Origin of the sequence: Mycoplana dimorpha (assembly GCF_003046475.1) — a bacterium.
GTDB classification, from domain to species: domain Bacteria; phylum Pseudomonadota; class Alphaproteobacteria; order Rhizobiales; family Rhizobiaceae; genus Mycoplana; species Mycoplana dimorpha.
Map to the genome: position 1 here is coordinate 163,540 of NZ_PZZZ01000006.1, position 16,003 is coordinate 179,542.

Sequence of the window (16,003 nt, forward strand, 5' to 3'; positions counted from 1 at the left end):
GGTGACCGGGTTCGGCAGGGCCACGGTCTGCCAGCCGGTGGCCGAGGTGTTGGTGAAGGTGGCGGTGGACAGCTTCGTGCCGGTGGCCGTCCACAGGTCGACGACGTTCTGGCCGCTGTCGCCGGGGCTGCGGTAGAACTTGATGGCCGTGATCTGGCCGGCCACGTTCGACTGGAACTTGACGCCGAGCTCGAGCTGCTGGCGGTCGTTCAGCCCGGTCTGGGCCGGCGTGCTGGAGGCGCTGAACAGGCTGTAGGTCGTCGGCGTCGTCGGCGTCGTCGTCACCGCGATGTCGAAGGTCTCGCTGGTCGCCAGCCCCCCGAGGTCGGTCGCCGTCACCCGGATGCTTGGCGTGCCGGCGTCGCCCGCCGCCGGCGTGCCGCTGAAGGTCCGCGTGGCGGCGTTGAAGCTCAGCCAGCCCGGCAGCGCCGCGCCGCTGGCAAGTGTTGCGCTGTAGGTCAGCGCGTCGCCGCTGTCGACATCGGTGAAGGTGTTGGCCGGCAGCACCAGCGAGAAGGCGGAGCCGACGACGGCGTTCTGGTTGGTGGTCTGGGTCGTCAGCACCGGCGCGTCGTTGGCGCCGTGGAGGGTGATCGTCAGATTGGCCGTCGCGGTGGCGCCGGCGCTGTCGCGCATGGTGTAGCTGAAGACGTCGCTCAGCGTGTTGGTCGACAGCCGCAGCGCCTGCACGGCGGCGTTGGTCTCGTTGATCGTGTAGGTGTAGGCGCCCGCCGCATTCAGTACGAGGCTGCCATAGGTGCCGGCCAGCGCCGTGCCGAGCGTGCCGTTGGTGGTGCCGAAGCGCACCGCGGTGACCGTCTTGGTGTCGCCGGGGTCGGGGTCGGTGTCGTTGGTCAGCACGTTCCCGGTGGCGGGCGACCCGCCCGAGCCGTTGGCGATGCCGCCCTTCTCGGTGGCGTCGCCCGCGTCGGCCACCGCCGTCGGCGCCGTGTTGCCCGGCGTCGACGTTGTCGGGTTGAACACCACGTCGGCCCAGTAATTGGCGGCCTGGTAGGAAGCATTCGGGAATATGCCGGTCGTGGCCGATCCACCGTAGCGATAGACACCATTGCCGCCCGCGCCGGCATTGGACGGCGCCGTCAGCGGGCCATTGGTGACGGGGCTGCTGAAGTAGCCATCGGTCGCCACGTAATTGCCGGTGCTGTGATAGGAGGCGATGTAGGTGGTGTTAGCGGCGATGTTGACCGGGTTCGGCAGGGCCACGGTCTGCCAGCCGGTGGCCGAGGTGTTGGTGAAGGTGGCGGTGGACAGCTTCGTGCCGGTGGCCGTCCACAGGTCGACGACGTTCTGGCCGCTGTCGCCGGGGCTGCGGTAGAACTTGATGGCCGTGATCTGGCCGGCCACGTTCGACTGGAACTTGACGCCGAGCTCGAGCTGCTGGCGGTCGTTCAGCCCGGTCTGGGCCGGCGTGCTGGAGGCGCTGAACAGGCTGTAGGTCGTCGGCGTCGTCGGCGTCGTCGTCACCGCGATGTCGAAGGTCTCGCTGGTCGCCAGCCCCCCGAGGTCGGTCGCCGTCACCCGGATGCTTGGCGTGCCGGTGTCGCCCGCCGCCGGCGTGCCGCTGAAGGTCCGCGTGGCGGCGTTGAAGCTCAGCCAGCCCGGCAGCGCCGCGCCGCTGGCAAGTGTTGCGCTGTAGGTCAGCGCGTCGCCGCTGTCGACATCGGTGAAGGTGTTGGCCGGCAGCACCAGCGAGAAGGCGGAGCCGACGACGGCGTTCTGGTTGGTGGTCTGGGTCGTCAGCACCGGCGCGTCGTTGGCGCCGTGGAGGGTGATCGTCAGATTGGCCGTCGCGGTGGCGCCGGCGCTGTCGCGCATGGTGTAGCTGAAGACGTCGCTCAGCGTGTTGGTCGACAGCCGCAGCGCCTGCACGGCGGCGTTGGTCTCGTTGATCGTGTAGGTGTAGGCGCCCGCCGCATTCAGTACGAGGCTGCCATAGGTGCCGGCCAGCGCCGTGCCGAGCGTGCCGTTGGTGGTGCCGAAGCGCACCGCGGTGACCGTCTTGGTGTCGCCGGGGTCGGGGTCGGTGTCGTTGGTCAGCACGTTCCCGGTGGCGGGCGACCCGCCCGAGCCGTTGGCGATGCCGCCCTTCTCGGTGGCGTCGCCCGCGTCGGCCACCGCCGTCGGCGCCGTGTTGCCCGGCGTCGACGTTGTCGGGTTGAAGACCACGTCGACCCAGTAGTTGGATGCCTGATAGGTGTTGGTCGGAAACTGGCTGGAACTACCATAGGCATAGACGCCGTTGCCGCTGGCGGGCGCCGTCAATGGGCCGCTCGTCACATTCGAGGTGAAGTAGTTGGTGGTCGAGGAATAGCGGCCGACATTGGTGTGGTAGGAGGCCGTATAGGTTTCGCCCGGCGTCAGGGTCACCGGACCGGAGAAATACGCCGTCTGCCAGCCGCTGGCCGTCTCGTTCGTGAACGTCAGCGTCGCCAGCCGGGTGCCGGTGCTCGACCACAACGAACCGGTGTGCGTGCCGGTGTCCTGGCTTCCCTTGTAGAAGCGGATGCCGCTGACAGTGCCGGCCGCCGAGGTCTGGAACTTGACCCCGAGCTCGACCGCCGCCGAATCGTTGGTGTTGACGGTCGCGGGCGTCGCCGTTCCCGGAAACAGCGAGACGTAGGTCGGCCCGCTGACGGTGACCGTGCGCCCTGCCGATGGCGTTTCCAGGTTGATGCTGTCGTCGACGGCCCGGGAGCGGATCGTATAGGTGCCGGCGACCTGCGGCGACCAGGTGTAGGCCCAGGTCGCGTCGCCGGTTGCTGGATGCCAGCTCGCACCGTTGTCGGTCGAGACCTCGACGCCGGCGATCACGCCGCCGCCCAAATCGGCGGCGGTGCCGGTGATGGTTATCGTGTCGCCGGAGTTGACCGTCGAAGGCACCGAGATGGTGGAGGTCGGCGCGGTGCGGTCGGTCGACGCGGTCGCAGGGACGAGTCCGGATTGCAGCGTTCCCGGCTGGATTCCCATGTCGGCGAGCAGATTGACCATCGCCTGCTGCACGCGCGGGTCGGACGGCGTGGCCTGCAGGTCGTGATTGTTGCTCAGTCCCCAGGACCAGTAGACCGTGCCGGCCCCGAACACCAGCGCGCCGCTGGGGGCCCGGTAGAGCGTCAGGTTGTGGGTCGCCACTCCGTTTCCGGTCGTGTTCCCGTAGTCGAGCAGGTAGCTGCTGACCGGAACGGTCGTCGACGACAGCTTGACGAGGCCGGCGGGATCGAAGCCATTGTCGGGCGCCTCGTCCCATTCATAGCCGAGATAGTTCTTGGTCAGCGTCGCGGTCTGGCCGGGCTTAAGGTTGGCAACGCTTGTGTTCCGCCAGAAGCGCAGGTCGGCGTCTTCATAGGGAACCGTGATCGACTGCAGATTGTTGCCGACGTCGTCGACCATGAACAATTGCCCGGTCAGCGAGTTTTCCGGGTTGCCGCCGCCGATGGCCGGCGGACTGAGACGCGGATCGCGGAACGTCCCGGTCCATTCGTTGGAGGGATCGATGCTCGCACCCGGCGACCAGGTCTCTTTGTAGGAGATCATCGAACGGTAGGCCGTGGCATCGCTGCTGATGCTGTTGCCCCAGCGGGTGCGCCAGTAGACCTCGTTGCCGCTCCAGAACTGCAGGTTGACGCCGGCGTCGCGGGCCGCCTCGACATTGGCGCGCTGCTGGCCGGACCAGTATTCATCATGGCCGACATCCAGATACATTTTGTGGTTGAGCAGCAGGTTGCCATAGCGGTCGGCATCGACGCCGGCCATGTACGAGACGTCGTAGCCGTTCTGTTCCAGCCAGTAGAGGCCGGCATACTCGGCGCCGAACAGATAGTCCTGCGGCCCGGCAAAGGTACCGACGCCGCCGCGCGTGGCGATCGGCCGGTTGTAGCTGAGGGCATAGGCGCGCCCGGCGCCCTGGCCGGTGGCCGGGCCGTTGCCGCCATAGAAGTTCGCCCCGCCCCAGCCGTTGTAGGCCTGCCAGGTCTGGTCGGAGGTCTGGAAGACGATGTCGCTGCGGCTGTCGTCGTCGCGGACGATGAACGGGATGTGGTTCTCGCCGAAAGTGCCGTCCTGCCGCACGAGCTTGGCGATGTAGACGCCGGATACGGCATCGGCGGGCACGTTCCAGGAGGCCGAGACGGCCCAGTTGCCGGCGTCGACCATGCCGGTCGCAGCATCGCGCAAGGGCGCCGGCTGGTTCTGCAGGCCGGTGTGTTGCAGCGTCGCGACCTTTCGCGCACCCGAGCCGCCGTAATAACCAAGCCGGTAGATGTCGATCCGGTAGTTGGCTGAGTTCGTATTGATCTTGAAGCTGATCGTCTTGCCGTTGTCGACGCTGATGTCGGTGGCGAAGCCTTCGATGTTCGAGCTGCCGGCGCCGCTGATCCCCCACTCGCTCTCCGGATTGCCCTGCTTCTGGTTTTCAAGCACGATCAGATTGGTGGCCGCGGCCGCAGCTGCCAGTCCCTGCGTCAGGGCTCGTTGCGTGCCCACCGGCTGCGTCGTAACCGAGCCGGACAGGATGCCGACGCCCTTTGAGGTCGGGCTTCCCGTGCCGCTCTCGCCGCCGCCCGGCAGGGCCCCATGCCACACCGGCGACTGGCTCCAGTCCGCCGTGCCGGTCCAGCCGGTCAGGGGCGACACGTCCCGGTTCAGCATCGGGTCGCTGGTCGAGGCGCCGGTCGTTCCCCGGCTCGTCGGCACATAATCCGGTCCTTCGGTCAGCCGGGTTCCCGGCAGCTGGCCATCCGGCTGGAGCACGCCGTTGGCATCGGCCCACTCCAGGATGCGGCTCGGAGAGTTGAAGTAGCCGCATCCGCAAACCCCGAAGGGCATGCCGAACGCCAGGTGCGAGGCCGACCCGGCAACCGGCGCGGTCTCCGTCGCCGACGGCGTCGACTCGAGGATGACGACATTTCCGGACGGCGCGGTCTGGACGGACACCCTGGACCTGTCCTGCTCGGGGACGGCCGGGGCGGAGCCTTGCAGAAGGGCCGGCCCCAGCGGATCGCCGCCGGCCAGGCCGGTGCCCGCGTCCGTCGCGGCCGGGGTCGGCGGCGCGGTGGATGGTGCGGTCGTTGGTGCGGAATTCAATCCTGCCGCGGCCGCATTCCATTTGAAGGGTGCGAACTGCTTCAGATCGCCGGCCAGTGAGGCCATGGCGGGACGATCCCCCTGCGCGATCATCCTTGAGGCGGCTGCGACAAGGTCGGCCAGCCAGGCCGAGGCGCGCTCTGCGTCATCCGGCAGTCCCGCCGCCTCGCAATGCGGATCGTCGCCCTGCCCGCCGCGCACATCGGCTGCGGCATTGCCGCTCAGGGTTACGGCAGGGGTATCGGGCCTGTCCCGGTCGGTGACGTGCGCGGATACGGCGGACGGCCCCTGCTCCTCATGCCTGGCGGCGAACTTGCGCGGCGTTGCCTTCCGGCCGACGGCCAACCATCCGGGGAGAGCGTCCAGCAGTATTGTTCGGGGAGCCCAACGATGAGCATAGCGAAACATGGGATCGCCCTCCCGCGAGAACTGGGGGGTTCAAAGGACACGAATATCCGGGTTGTGATGAAGAATAGCATAGTCGAAATGCCCGAAAATATACTCTAGCTATTTCGATTTAGGCCAGTCCACGGCCTCTATTCGGCGCATGCGGGCGGGTGGCAATTCCATGGAACGCAGGCACTATCGGCCACTTGCGGCACGGGGGGCGGGCTGGAACAAGAGATGATCGAGGGGTGTCATTTGTCGCTAAGGGGCGGCTAAGGACTGTAAAGCGCACCTAGCATGCATCGACGAACGGCGAGGCGTGCGTGTAGCGGCGCGGCCGGCGAGATCTGGCCGGCTCAGGCGTGCCGCTGTGTTGCGGTCTGCTGTTCCGCCAGCAGCGCCTGGGAAACGGTGCGCAGCACCTGCGCGACCTCCTTCAGGAACTCGCCCATAGCCGCGCTCCGGCGCCAGCAAAGCGCGATCCGGCGGGTCGGCGCGGCACCTTCGAAGCGCAGCAGCCGGAGCGGCGCCGGGGCCGAAGACAGGGTGGCGAGTTCCGGCAGCAGCGTGATGCCGACTTCGGCACCGACCATCTGGCGCAGCGTCTCCAGGCTCGTCGCCCGGAACGACGCGCGCTCGGCCGCCCCGGACAGCCGGCAGACGTCGAGCGCCTGCTCGCGCAGGCAGTGGCCTTCCTCGAGCAGCATCAGCTCGTGGCCGGCAAGATCGTCGAGCCGGACCGCCGGGCGCGCCGCCAGCGCGTGGCCGGCCGGCACCGCGAGCAGGAAGCGCTCCTCGAACAGGAACTCCGCCTGCAAGCGACTGTCGTCAACGGGCAGCGCCAGCAGGGCGGCGTCGAGCCTGCCGTCGCGGAGGCGCGAAAGCAGCGTCTCGCTCTTCTCCTCGGCCAGCAGCATCTCCAGCCGCGGATAGCGCTGGCGGATGTGCGGCACGACGTGCGGCAGCAGGTAGGGTCCGAGCGTCGGGAAGATGCCGAGCCGCAGCGAACCGGTCTCGGGATCGCGGCTGCGCAGCGCGGCGCGGCGCATCTCCTCCACCTCGCCCATAATGCGGCGCGCTCGCGCCACCGTGTCGCGCCCGAACGGCGTCAGCATCAGCGAACGCGGCGTGCGTTCGAGGAGCGGCGCGCCCAGTTCGTCCTCGAGCTTCCTGATCTGCATGGAGAGCGTCGGCTGGCTGACGTTGCAGACCTCGGCGGCGCGGCCGAAGTGGCGGAGGTCCGCCAAAGCGATCAGATATTCCAGTTCGCGCAGGTTCATCGGTCGGTCCGGACGCAGGTCCCGGCAACCGCTGCGGTTTCCGGGACTGCTGTCGAAATTCGAAGGCGCCGCAGGTGGACCTGCGGCGCAGCGGGTGGACTGAATTGTTTCAGGCGGCCTTGGCGTTGTCGCTGTCGGGCGCGGAGGTGCGCATCAGGTGGTCGAAGGCGGCGAGCGAGGCCTTGGCCCCCTCCCCTGCCGCGATCACGATCTGCTTGTAGGGCACGGTCGTGCAGTCGCCGGCGGCAAAGACGCCCGGAACCGAGGTCTGGCCGTGCGCGTCGACGACGATCTCGCCACGCGGCGACAGCTCGAGCGTGCCCTTCAGCCATTCCGTGTTCGGCAGCAGCCCGATTTGCACGAAGATGCCCTCCAGCGACAGCGTGTGACGCTGGCCGGCGATGCGGTTCTCATAGGTCAGGCCGGTGACCTTCTGGCCATCGCCGAGCACTTCGGTGGTCTTGGCATTGAGCAGCACGTCGACGTTCGGCAGGCTGCGCAGCTTGCGCTGCAGCACGTCGTCGGCGCGCAGCTTGCTGTCGAACTCGATCAGCGTGACGTGGGCGACGATGTTGGCCAGATCGATCGCCGCCTCGACGCCGGAATTGCCGCCTCCGATGACGGCGACGCGCTTACCCTTGAACAGCGGCCCGTCACAGTGCGGGCAATAGGCGACGCCCTTGTTGCGGTACTGGTCCTCGCCGGGAACGCCCATCTGCCGCCAGCGCGCGCCGGTGGAGAGGATCACGGTCCTGGAGCGCAGCGTCGCGCCGTTTGCCAGCTCGATTGCAATCAGGTCCTTGCCCGGCACCAGCTTCTCGGCCCGCTGCAGGTTCATCACGTCGACGTCGTAGTCCTTGACATGCGCCTCGAGCGCGGCAGCGAACTGCGGGCCCTCGGTGTGGCGGACGGAGATGAAGTTCTCGATCGCCATGGTGTCGAGCACCTGGCCGCCGAAGCGCTCGGCGGCAATGCCGGTGCGGATGCCCTTGCGCGCCGCATAGACCGCGGCGGCAGCACCTGCCGGTCCGCCGCCAACGACGAGGACGTCATAGGGCTCGCGCTCGTTCAGCTTTTCGGCAACACGTGCCGCCGAGCCGGTGTCGAGCCTGGCGACGATCTCCTCGATCTCCATGCGCCCCTGCGCGAACAGTTCGCCGTTCAGGTAGACCGACGGTACCGACATCACCTGGCGGCTTTCCACCTCGGCCGGGAAGACGCCGCCGTCGATCGCCACATGCTTGATGCGCGGGTTGAGCACGGCCATCAGGTTCAGCGCCTGCACCACGTCGGGGCAGTTCTGGCAGGACAGCGAGAAATAGGTCTCGAAGCTCAGCTCGCCCTCGAGCGCCCGCACCTGGTCGATGATCGCCTGCTCGGTGCGCGGCGGATGGCCGCCGACCTGCAGCAGCGCCAGCACCAGCGAGGTGAACTCGTGGCCCATCGGAATGCCGGCAAAGCGCAGGTGAGTGTCCTGGCCGGGGCTGTTGAGCGCAAAGGACGGCGCCCGCTCGCCATCGTCGCGGCGCTCGGTGACCGAAACGAAATCGCAGAGCCCCACCAGCTCGTTCAGCAGCGCCATCATCTCCTGCGACTTCGGGCTGTCGTCGACCGAAGCGGTGATTTCCACCGGGCGGACGACCTTTTCGAGATAGGCTTTCAGCTGGGACTTCAGGTTTTCGTCGAGCATGGGGCACTCCGGATTACACTTGAAATTTCGCGGGCCACGGTTTTGGGAGGATGCGTGGCAGGGGTGCCGCCCCGTTGGAACGGGACGGCGTCTTGCATGCCTTTCGGAAATGGGACCGGTCTTACGGACCGGGACACGCGAGAACAAGGAAGCGCGGCAACGGACCCGACAGTCCGCGCTGCGCCTCGGTTCAGGCGTCAGATCTTGCCGACGAGCTGCAGCGAGGGGGCGAGCGTCTTGGCGCCCTCTTCCCACTTGGCCGGGCAGACTTCGTTCGGATGGGCGCGGACATACTGGGCGGCCTTGACCTTGCGCAGCAGGTCGGCGGCATTGCGGCCGATGCCCTCGGCGGTGATTTCCATCGCCTGGATGATGCCGTCCGGATCGACGATGAAGGTGCCGCGGTCGGCAAGACCCTCGCCTTCGCGCATGACCTCGAAGTTGCGGGTGATCGTGCCGGTCGGGTCGCCGATCATCGCGTACTCAATCTTGCCGATCGTCTCCGAAGCGTCATGCCAGCCCTTGTGGCTGAAGTGCGTGTCGGTGGAGACCGAAAACACCTCGACGCCGAGGCGCTGCAGCTCGGCATAGTGATCGGCCAGGTCGCCGAGCTCGGTCGGGCAGACGAAGGTGAAGTCGGCCGGATAGAAGAAGAAGATCGCCCACTTGCCCTTGATGTCGGCTTCGGTCACTTCGATGAACTTGCCCTGCTTGAAGGCCTGCGCCTTGAACGGCTTGATGGGGGTATTGATAAGGGACATGGGTACTCCTGTAGAAAATTGCTGCGAAGCGAAGATCGCTTTCGCGCCGCAACATAGACAGGCAGCATCCATAAAGGAAATAGATAGTTCCTGAAAGTTTGATAGCTGCGGTCTATCGCCGCGCCGCAGCAAAGTCGCCCGTGCTCGCCCCCTTGACGCGTAGCGCAAGAGCCGGCCGGGACCGACCCCGTCTTCCCGTGCACCCCTCTCCGTCCCACTCCCGCTGGCGATGGCACTGTTGCCGATACGGGGGCCTCGCCCCAGAATTGTCCCTTGCCGGGAGGCCAATGCCGCAAGTAACCGAGCCGTCCGTATGTTGCATATGCTCGGCGCACTCCGCAGCCTTGGCCTGCGAACGCCGGAAACGCTCCCAATACTTCTGCCGGCGACCGCACTTTTGCCGATACGCAGCCTGAGCTCCAGAACCGTCCCTTGCCGGGGAGCGCCAATGCCGCCCCGAGACCGAGCAGGCCGTCTCTTGAAATATGCTCGCTGCGTTACGCGGCTTCGGCCCGCGAACCCCGAAAACACTCCTCATACTTTTGCAGGCGACGGCACTGATGCCGTTACGCGGCCTGGACTCCAAGCTCGCCCTTAGCAGTGCCCGTCTCTGTCGGGCAGGACCTGCCACGGGCAACGCGGCCGGGGTTGGAGCCTGTGGGGACCCAAAGCCGGGCAGCCGCAACACCTTGATTGGACGAGGTCATTTCTCCATAACGAAAGCAAACAAGGGCTTTGCTTTCGTCACTGGTTGTTAACCATGTTAATTAACCAGCCGGCGCCCGCCCCGCCTTTGCAATCCCCCACGATCCACCATAGTCAGCAGGCCGGCGTCCTCGGCGCGCGCGCGGGCAGAGCGGGTCGCCGAATGCGATCGAGGCGAACGGGCAGGCACCGGTTCAGCCAAGCGTCCGGCGCGCCGGACCGGCGACGACGGTCAATGTTGCCCGCCCGTCCGCCACTTATCGATCCTGAAAGCAATCACGGCGCTCCGGACGTACCGCGGCCTAAAAAACGATCAGGGGCGGGAAGTCCCTCCCCGCCCCTGTCGAACTGTCACTCGGTCAACGTTTTCCGGCCAACCATCGCGTGGCCGAAAATCAATTCGCCGAGGCGTAGAACTTCGCCATCTCCGGCAGCCGCTTGGTGCGGATCTTCGAGGCCTTGCCGGCGGTGCGGAAGGCTTCGAAGCGCTCCTTGCAGACCTCCGTCATCAGCGCGGTTGCCGGCTTCAGGTAGTTGCGCGGGTCGAAGTTTTCCGGGTTCTCGGTAAAGTTCTTGCGGATCGTGCCGGTCATCGCCAGTCGCAGGTCGGTGTCGATGTTGACCTTGCGCACGCCGAGCGGGATCGCCTTCTGGATCTCGGACACCGGCACGCCCCAGGTCGGCTTCATCTTGCCACCATAGGCGTTGAACAGGTCCTGCAGGTCCTTCGGCACCGACGAGGAGCCGTGCATGACGAGGTGGGTGTTCGGCAGCTTCTTGTTGATCTTGGCGATCGTCTCGATCGACAGGATCTCGCCATCCGGCTCGCGGGTGAACTTGTAGGCGCCGTGGCTGGTGCCGATGGCGACGGCCAGCGCGTCGACGCCGGTCCGCGAAACGAAGTCGAGCGCCTGGTCCGGATCGGTCAGCAGTTCCTCGCGCGACAGCTTGCCCTCGAAGCCGTGGCCGTCCTCCTTGTCGCCGGCGCCGGTCTCGAGATTGCCGAGACAGCCGAGCTCGCCCTCGACCGAAACGCCGGCCGCGTGCGCGATCTTCACCACTTCGGCGGTGACGTCGACGTTGTAGTCATAGCTGGCGACGGTCTTGCCGTCGGCGAGCAGCGAGCCGTCCATCATCACCGAGGTGAAGCCGTTGGTGATCGCCGAGATGCAGGTGGAGGGCTGATCGCCATGGTCGAGATGCAGGCAGATCGGAATGTGCGGGTATTCCTCGGCAGCTCCGAGGATCAGGTGGCGCAGGAAGGCGTCGCCGGCATAGGCCCGGGCGCCGCGGCTTGCCTGCAGGATCACCGGCGAATCGGTGGCATCGGCGGCGCGCATCACCGCCTGGATGTATTCGAGATTGTTCACGTTGAACGCCGGCAGCGCGTAGTCGTTCTCCGCCGCGTGATCGAGCAACTGCCGCATGGTAATCAACGCCATTCCGTTTCTCCTTTTCGAGCAAACACCTGTGCCCGGCACTAACCATACAAGCGGCGAGCCTGGCAACAGCCCCGCCGCCGGTGGGAGCACCCCAAATCGATTGAAACAAGTTCAAATCGATTAGCAAGAGATTTCAACGCTTTGCTATTCACAGGCTGCAGGCGGGGACCTTTGGCCACCGCGGCGCGGACGCCGGACGCCGCCACCACCCCGCGCTTGGTACCGCCTGATCGCCTTGAGGGCTCGGTCGGGTGTTACAATTGAAACGCAGCAGAAAATTTTGCTTTTATTTCAGGAGGCTAGGCGCGCATTTGGTGGTCAGCCCCCGTGTAACGCCGCGCATCCGGTCGGTTGCCCCGACGCCCGTTGCGCGATGCGCATCCGGCCTGCCGGCCGCCCCCTTTCGGCAGATTGGACGCCGCCATGACGTCGCGCTTGGCGCCACCTGATCGCCTTGGGGCCCGGCGGGTGTTACAGTTGAAACGCGGCAGAAAAATACACTGTTAATTCAGCGGGCTCGGGGCATTTCGGGCGGTCAGCCCGCACTGGAACGCCGCGCATCCGACCCGTTGGTCCAACGGATGCGGGGGCCGCCCGCGATGCGGCATCCGGCCTTCGGACCGCTCGCTTCCGGCGGATGGGGCTGGCCTAAGCCACGATCCCCTCGCCTGCACGCGCGAGCCGATCGGGTGAGGGGCGAGCATCGCCCCTCACCCGCGTTTCGCCTACGAGCGTTCCTGCTCGAAACGCGCCACCAGTCCCGGCAGCTCGCGGGCCAGCCACTCGGCCAGGCCGGGCACCTGCCGCTCGTCGACGGCGAAGCGCGTCACCGGCCCGGCCCGCTCGATCGTCACGGCGTCCTGCCCGCCTCCGCCGCGGATCGTGCTCTTCGCCGTCCGCGGCTTTTCCTTCGCCTCCAGCAACGACAGCAGCATGGCGAAGCGTGCGTCACTGTCGGCGGCGAACCACTTGTCGGAGGCCATCAGCCCGTTGGCCGCCGACGAACGGGCCGCCGGCAGCTTGCGGTCGGAAAAATACCCCGCGAGCTTTTCCCATTTCGGCCGGCCGGTCTTCGGCGCCGGACCGATCTTGCGGACGACCTCCGGCGACAGCGCTGCGGCCAGCGAGGTGAGGATCGAGATATAGGCGAGCCCCTTGTCCTCGCTGCGGCCGAGGGCGGCGGCGATCGTCTGCCGGTCGAAGCCGCGCTCCTTCAGCTCCTGGGCAAACAGCGCCTGCTCGATGAAGGACAGGTCCTTGCGCTCGCTGTTTTCCTTGCCCTGGGCGATTACCAGCGCGTCGTCGGTCAGCGCCCGCACGATTGCCTTGAGGGGCAGGTTCAGTGCCTTGGCCGCCTGCCAGCGGCGATGCCCATAGGCGATCTGGTAGCGGCCGGCGGCGTCCGGATGCGGGCGCACCAGGATCGGCACCTGCTGGCCGTGCTCACGCATGCTGCGCACCAGCTCGTCCAGTCCGGGGTCGGCCTGGCCGTCCATGCGGTCGCGCACGAAGGAGGGATCGAGCTCGCCGGGGGCGATTTCGACGATGGCCTCGGACCCGGCGAGCTTTTCGCGCAGCTTCGCGTTCTCGTCCTCGATTGCCGAAAAGGAATCCTGCATCGAGCGCACGGCGCCTGAGGCGACGCGGCGGTTGGCCTGCGACAGCGGCGAGGGCGCCACGGCGGCGGCCAGTTCCTCCGGATTGATGCCGCCGAACATGGCCTTCATTCGCTTGGAGCGGTCGCTTGCATTGGTCATTTGCGTCCCCAGACAGTCTTGATGTGACGGAAGATCTCGGCGTTGACCGCGTCGACGGATTCGAGGGCGCGGTTCAGCGTGTCGCGGCCGACACTGCCGCGGCTCATCTCGTAGAGGCTCTTCTTCTCCAGCCCCGCGCTGGCGATTGCGGTGGTGTCGACGACCGAGGCGGCCAGCACGTCCTCGCCGAACAGCGAGCGCAGCAGCGCCACCACGTTGACCTGCGGCACGTCGTGCGGATTATGGCGGGTCAGCACGTAGCGGATGAAGTCGTGCTCGAGGGCGCCGCCGGCATCCTCGATGACGCCGAGCAGGTCGCTGGTCATCGCCAGGAACTGGTTCATCGAGGCGACGTCAAGCATAGCCGGATGCACGGTGATCAGCAGGCCGGTGGCGGCATAAAGCGCCCCGAGCGTCAGGTAGCCGAGCTGCGGCGGGGCGTCGATCAGCACCACGTCGTAGTCGTCCTCGACCTCGGCCAGAACCGTCTTCAACCGGCGGAAGAACATGCCGTCGCCGCGCGACTGCCCCCTGGCGATCGCCTGCGGCGTCTCGTGTTCGTATTCCATCAGCTCGAGATTGCCCGGCACGATGTCGACGCCGTCGAAATAGGTCTGACGGATCACCGCGGAGAGGGGGACCCGCTCGTTCTCGTCATAGCGGATCGCCGCATAGAGGGTCTGGTTGGCGTCGACGTCGAACTCCGGCTGGTAGCCGAACATGGTCGACAGCGATGCCTGCGGGTCGAGGTCGATCGCCAGCACGCGCAGCCCCTGCAAGGCCAGATAGTGCGCCAGGTGCACTGTCGTCGTCGTCTTCGCCGAGCCACCCTTGAAGTTGGCAATCGCCAGCACCTGCAGCTTGTCGCCGGGACGGCGGCGCGGCAGGAAGTCGAGCGCCTCGGAGGGGCGACGCCTGGCGAGATAGGCGCGCAGCTCATTGAGCTGCGGCAGCGTGTAGACGCGGCGGCCGTTGTCCTGCCGGTCCGGGATCACCGCCTCGCCGTCGAGCGACATCTGCCGCAGCGTCGATTCGGCGACGCCGAGCAGCGCGGCGGCGTCCTTCGACGAAAAAGTCTTCAGCGATTTCATCGCCTCCGGCGGATACATCTGGCGGCGCAGGTTCTGGAGTTGGGCCGAAAGCAGCTGCGAGTGGCGCATGATCCGGTCGGCGGAGGAGGGGAGGTCCTGGGGGCGTCTGAGCGTATTGTCCATGATGTCCGACGGTTATTGAGGGAAAGGCGGGAAAATTCCGTCGCGACCGTTTTTCAACTGATTTGCGAAATTGGTCAAATCCTTTATCGTTAACGCAAGGTTAATGCCAACAGGCCAGTCCCCGTCGGAGCAGGGCGAAAGCGCCGACCGGCCTGGCTTCGGAACAGATGCGCGAGAAGGCCGTTATGGCCTGCCCACAGGCTCTCGATAATGACCGTCGGCATGCTTGAATAAACCGGTCACCGGGGCCGTCACTGCGAGAGTGGAGCAGAACGGGACTCGGCCTGCCGACGCGGCAATCTCTTCCTCCACCCGTGGAGGTACCTGAGCAACGAGTGACGCCGGGGCGGCGAAGGCCCAGTCCAAGATCGACCGTCGGCGCAAGACAGCGGATACACGAAGATGATGGAACCGAGCCAGATCGTTTCTCCCGGTCCGCCCGACCCCATTCCGCACGACCGGCTGATGCCACCCGACACCCGTCGCTCCCTGCCGATCGCGCTCTTGCGGGCGCGCGAAGCCATCATGAGCCATTTCCGCCCGATGCTTGCCAGTCACGACGTGACGGAGCCACAGTGGCGGGTGATCCGCGTGCTGGCCGAAGCCGGAACGCTCGATGCCTCGGAGGTGGCGGAGAAGGCCTTCATTCTCGCCCCCAGCCTGACGCGGATGATCAAGTCGCTGGAGGAGCGCGGCTACATCACCCGGCACAAGGATGTCGGCGACGGGCGGCGCGTGTTGCTCAAGCTGGCACCGGCCGGCCTCGACATTCTCCGGACCGTGACGCCCGACAGCCTTGCGATCTACGAACACATCGAGGCGCGCTACGGCAAGATGCGGGTCGAGCACCTGCTGGATCTGCTGGACGATCTGGCGATGCTGAAGTCCGAGCCGCCGGAGGGCAGCGACCAGCCTCATTGATCGCCCTTCATCCTTGAAAAGCAGCCCGGCGGGTGATAGATATCCCATTCACGAGGATGGGATATACCATGGCCCTTTACGTCAAGGATCCCGAGGTCGGCCGGCTAGCCGACCGGCTCGCCAGCGCCCGCAACATCAGCAAGACGGAGGCGGTGCGGCAGGCGCTGGAGCACGAGCTTGAGCGGGCAGGGGCTGCACCTCGACTTATCGATGCGGTGGAGGATTTATTGCGCGAACTGGATGCCGGGCATCCCGCGAAGGGGCCACCGATCGACAAGGCATTCATCGACAGCCTCTACGAGGACGATTGATGTTCGTCGATGCATCGGCTTTGGTGGCCATTCTTGCCAAGGAAGCCGACTATCCGGCATTGGTCGCGCGGCTGGAGACGCCAGGTGCGAAGATCACCTCGCCGCTTGCGGTATGGGAGACCGCTGTGGCGGTTGCCCGCAAGCGCAAGATTGATCCCGGCGATGCACTGGTGGCGGTCGAGCGACTCCTCGGCATTCTCGGCGTTGAGGTACGCGCGGTCGCCCCCGAAACGGCCGCGCTCGCCATCGCAGCCTTCAGCCACTTCGGCAAGGGCCGGCATCCCGCCGCGCTGAACTTCGGTGATTGCTTCGCCTATGCCTGCGCGCGCCAGTACGGCATGCCGCTGCTCTACAAGGGCGATGATTTCGCCAAGACCGATATCGAACCGGCCTGAAGCGGAGGGGACCGGCCTCCCGTGGAGAGGCCGGTTGGAG

The 16,003-nt window shown here is 66.5% G+C and carries 10 protein-coding genes; 3 read left to right on the forward strand and 7 right to left on the reverse strand.

Annotated features, from left to right (window positions below):
• From C7449_RS15475 to repA, 7 genes are all read right to left on the reverse strand, one after another.
• A partial coding sequence (locus tag C7449_RS15475) for a DUF4082 domain-containing protein (RefSeq protein WP_245414411.1) occupies nucleotides 1-5,508 on the reverse strand: 5,508 nt, incomplete at its 3' end.
• A gap of 335 nt (nucleotides 5,509-5,843) precedes the next feature.
• Nucleotides 5,844-6,767 carry a LysR substrate-binding domain-containing protein gene (locus C7449_RS15480; RefSeq protein ID WP_108003797.1) on the reverse strand — a complete coding sequence of 308 codons (924 nt, stop codon included), beginning with the start codon at nucleotides 6,765-6,767 and terminating at the stop codon, nucleotides 5,844-5,846.
• 109 nt (nucleotides 6,768-6,876) lie between these two features.
• The gene (ahpF, locus tag C7449_RS15485; protein ID WP_108003798.1) at nucleotides 6,877-8,457 is read right to left on the reverse strand and encodes an alkyl hydroperoxide reductase subunit F; all 1,581 of its coding nucleotides are present in this window, start codon (nucleotides 8,455-8,457) and stop codon (nucleotides 6,877-6,879) included.
• Between the two features lie 197 nt (nucleotides 8,458-8,654).
• Nucleotides 8,655-9,218 carry an alkyl hydroperoxide reductase subunit C gene (ahpC, locus tag C7449_RS15490; RefSeq protein ID WP_108003799.1) on the reverse strand — a complete coding sequence of 188 codons (564 nt, stop codon included), beginning with the start codon at nucleotides 9,216-9,218 and terminating at the stop codon, nucleotides 8,655-8,657.
• 1,100 nt (nucleotides 9,219-10,318) lie between these two features.
• On the reverse strand, nucleotides 10,319-11,365 hold the full coding sequence (gene fba, locus C7449_RS15495; RefSeq protein ID WP_108003800.1) for a class II fructose-bisphosphate aldolase: 1,047 nt from the start codon (nucleotides 11,363-11,365) through the stop codon (nucleotides 10,319-10,321).
• A gap of 725 nt (nucleotides 11,366-12,090) precedes the next feature.
• On the reverse strand, nucleotides 12,091-13,122 hold the full coding sequence (gene repB / locus C7449_RS15500) for a plasmid partitioning protein RepB (protein ID WP_210204743.1): 1,032 nt from the start codon (nucleotides 13,120-13,122) through the stop codon (nucleotides 12,091-12,093).
• Nucleotides 13,119-14,336, reverse strand: coding sequence for a plasmid partitioning protein RepA (gene repA, locus C7449_RS15505; RefSeq protein WP_108003802.1), 1,218 nt, complete (start codon nucleotides 14,334-14,336; stop codon nucleotides 13,119-13,121). The genes repB and repA overlap by 4 nt, the downstream gene beginning before the upstream one ends.
• 402 nt (nucleotides 14,337-14,738) lie before the next feature.
• Between repA and hpaR the strand changes: the two genes are divergently transcribed.
• From hpaR to C7449_RS15520, 3 genes are all read left to right on the forward strand, one after another.
• Nucleotides 14,739-15,257 (forward strand): homoprotocatechuate degradation operon regulator HpaR, encoded by a 519-nt coding sequence (gene hpaR, locus C7449_RS15510; RefSeq protein WP_245414412.1) that lies wholly within the window; start codon nucleotides 14,739-14,741, stop codon nucleotides 15,255-15,257.
• A gap of 68 nt (nucleotides 15,258-15,325) precedes the next feature.
• Nucleotides 15,326-15,568, forward strand: coding sequence for a type II toxin-antitoxin system VapB family antitoxin (locus tag C7449_RS15515; RefSeq protein ID WP_108003955.1), 243 nt, complete (start codon nucleotides 15,326-15,328; stop codon nucleotides 15,566-15,568).
• Entirely contained in the window at nucleotides 15,568-15,963 is a 396-nt protein-coding gene (locus C7449_RS15520) for a type II toxin-antitoxin system VapC family toxin (RefSeq protein ID WP_108003803.1), read from the forward strand. Before C7449_RS15515 ends, C7449_RS15520 begins: the two co-directional genes overlap by 1 nt.
• Nucleotides 15,964-16,003: the final 40 nt, after the last annotated feature.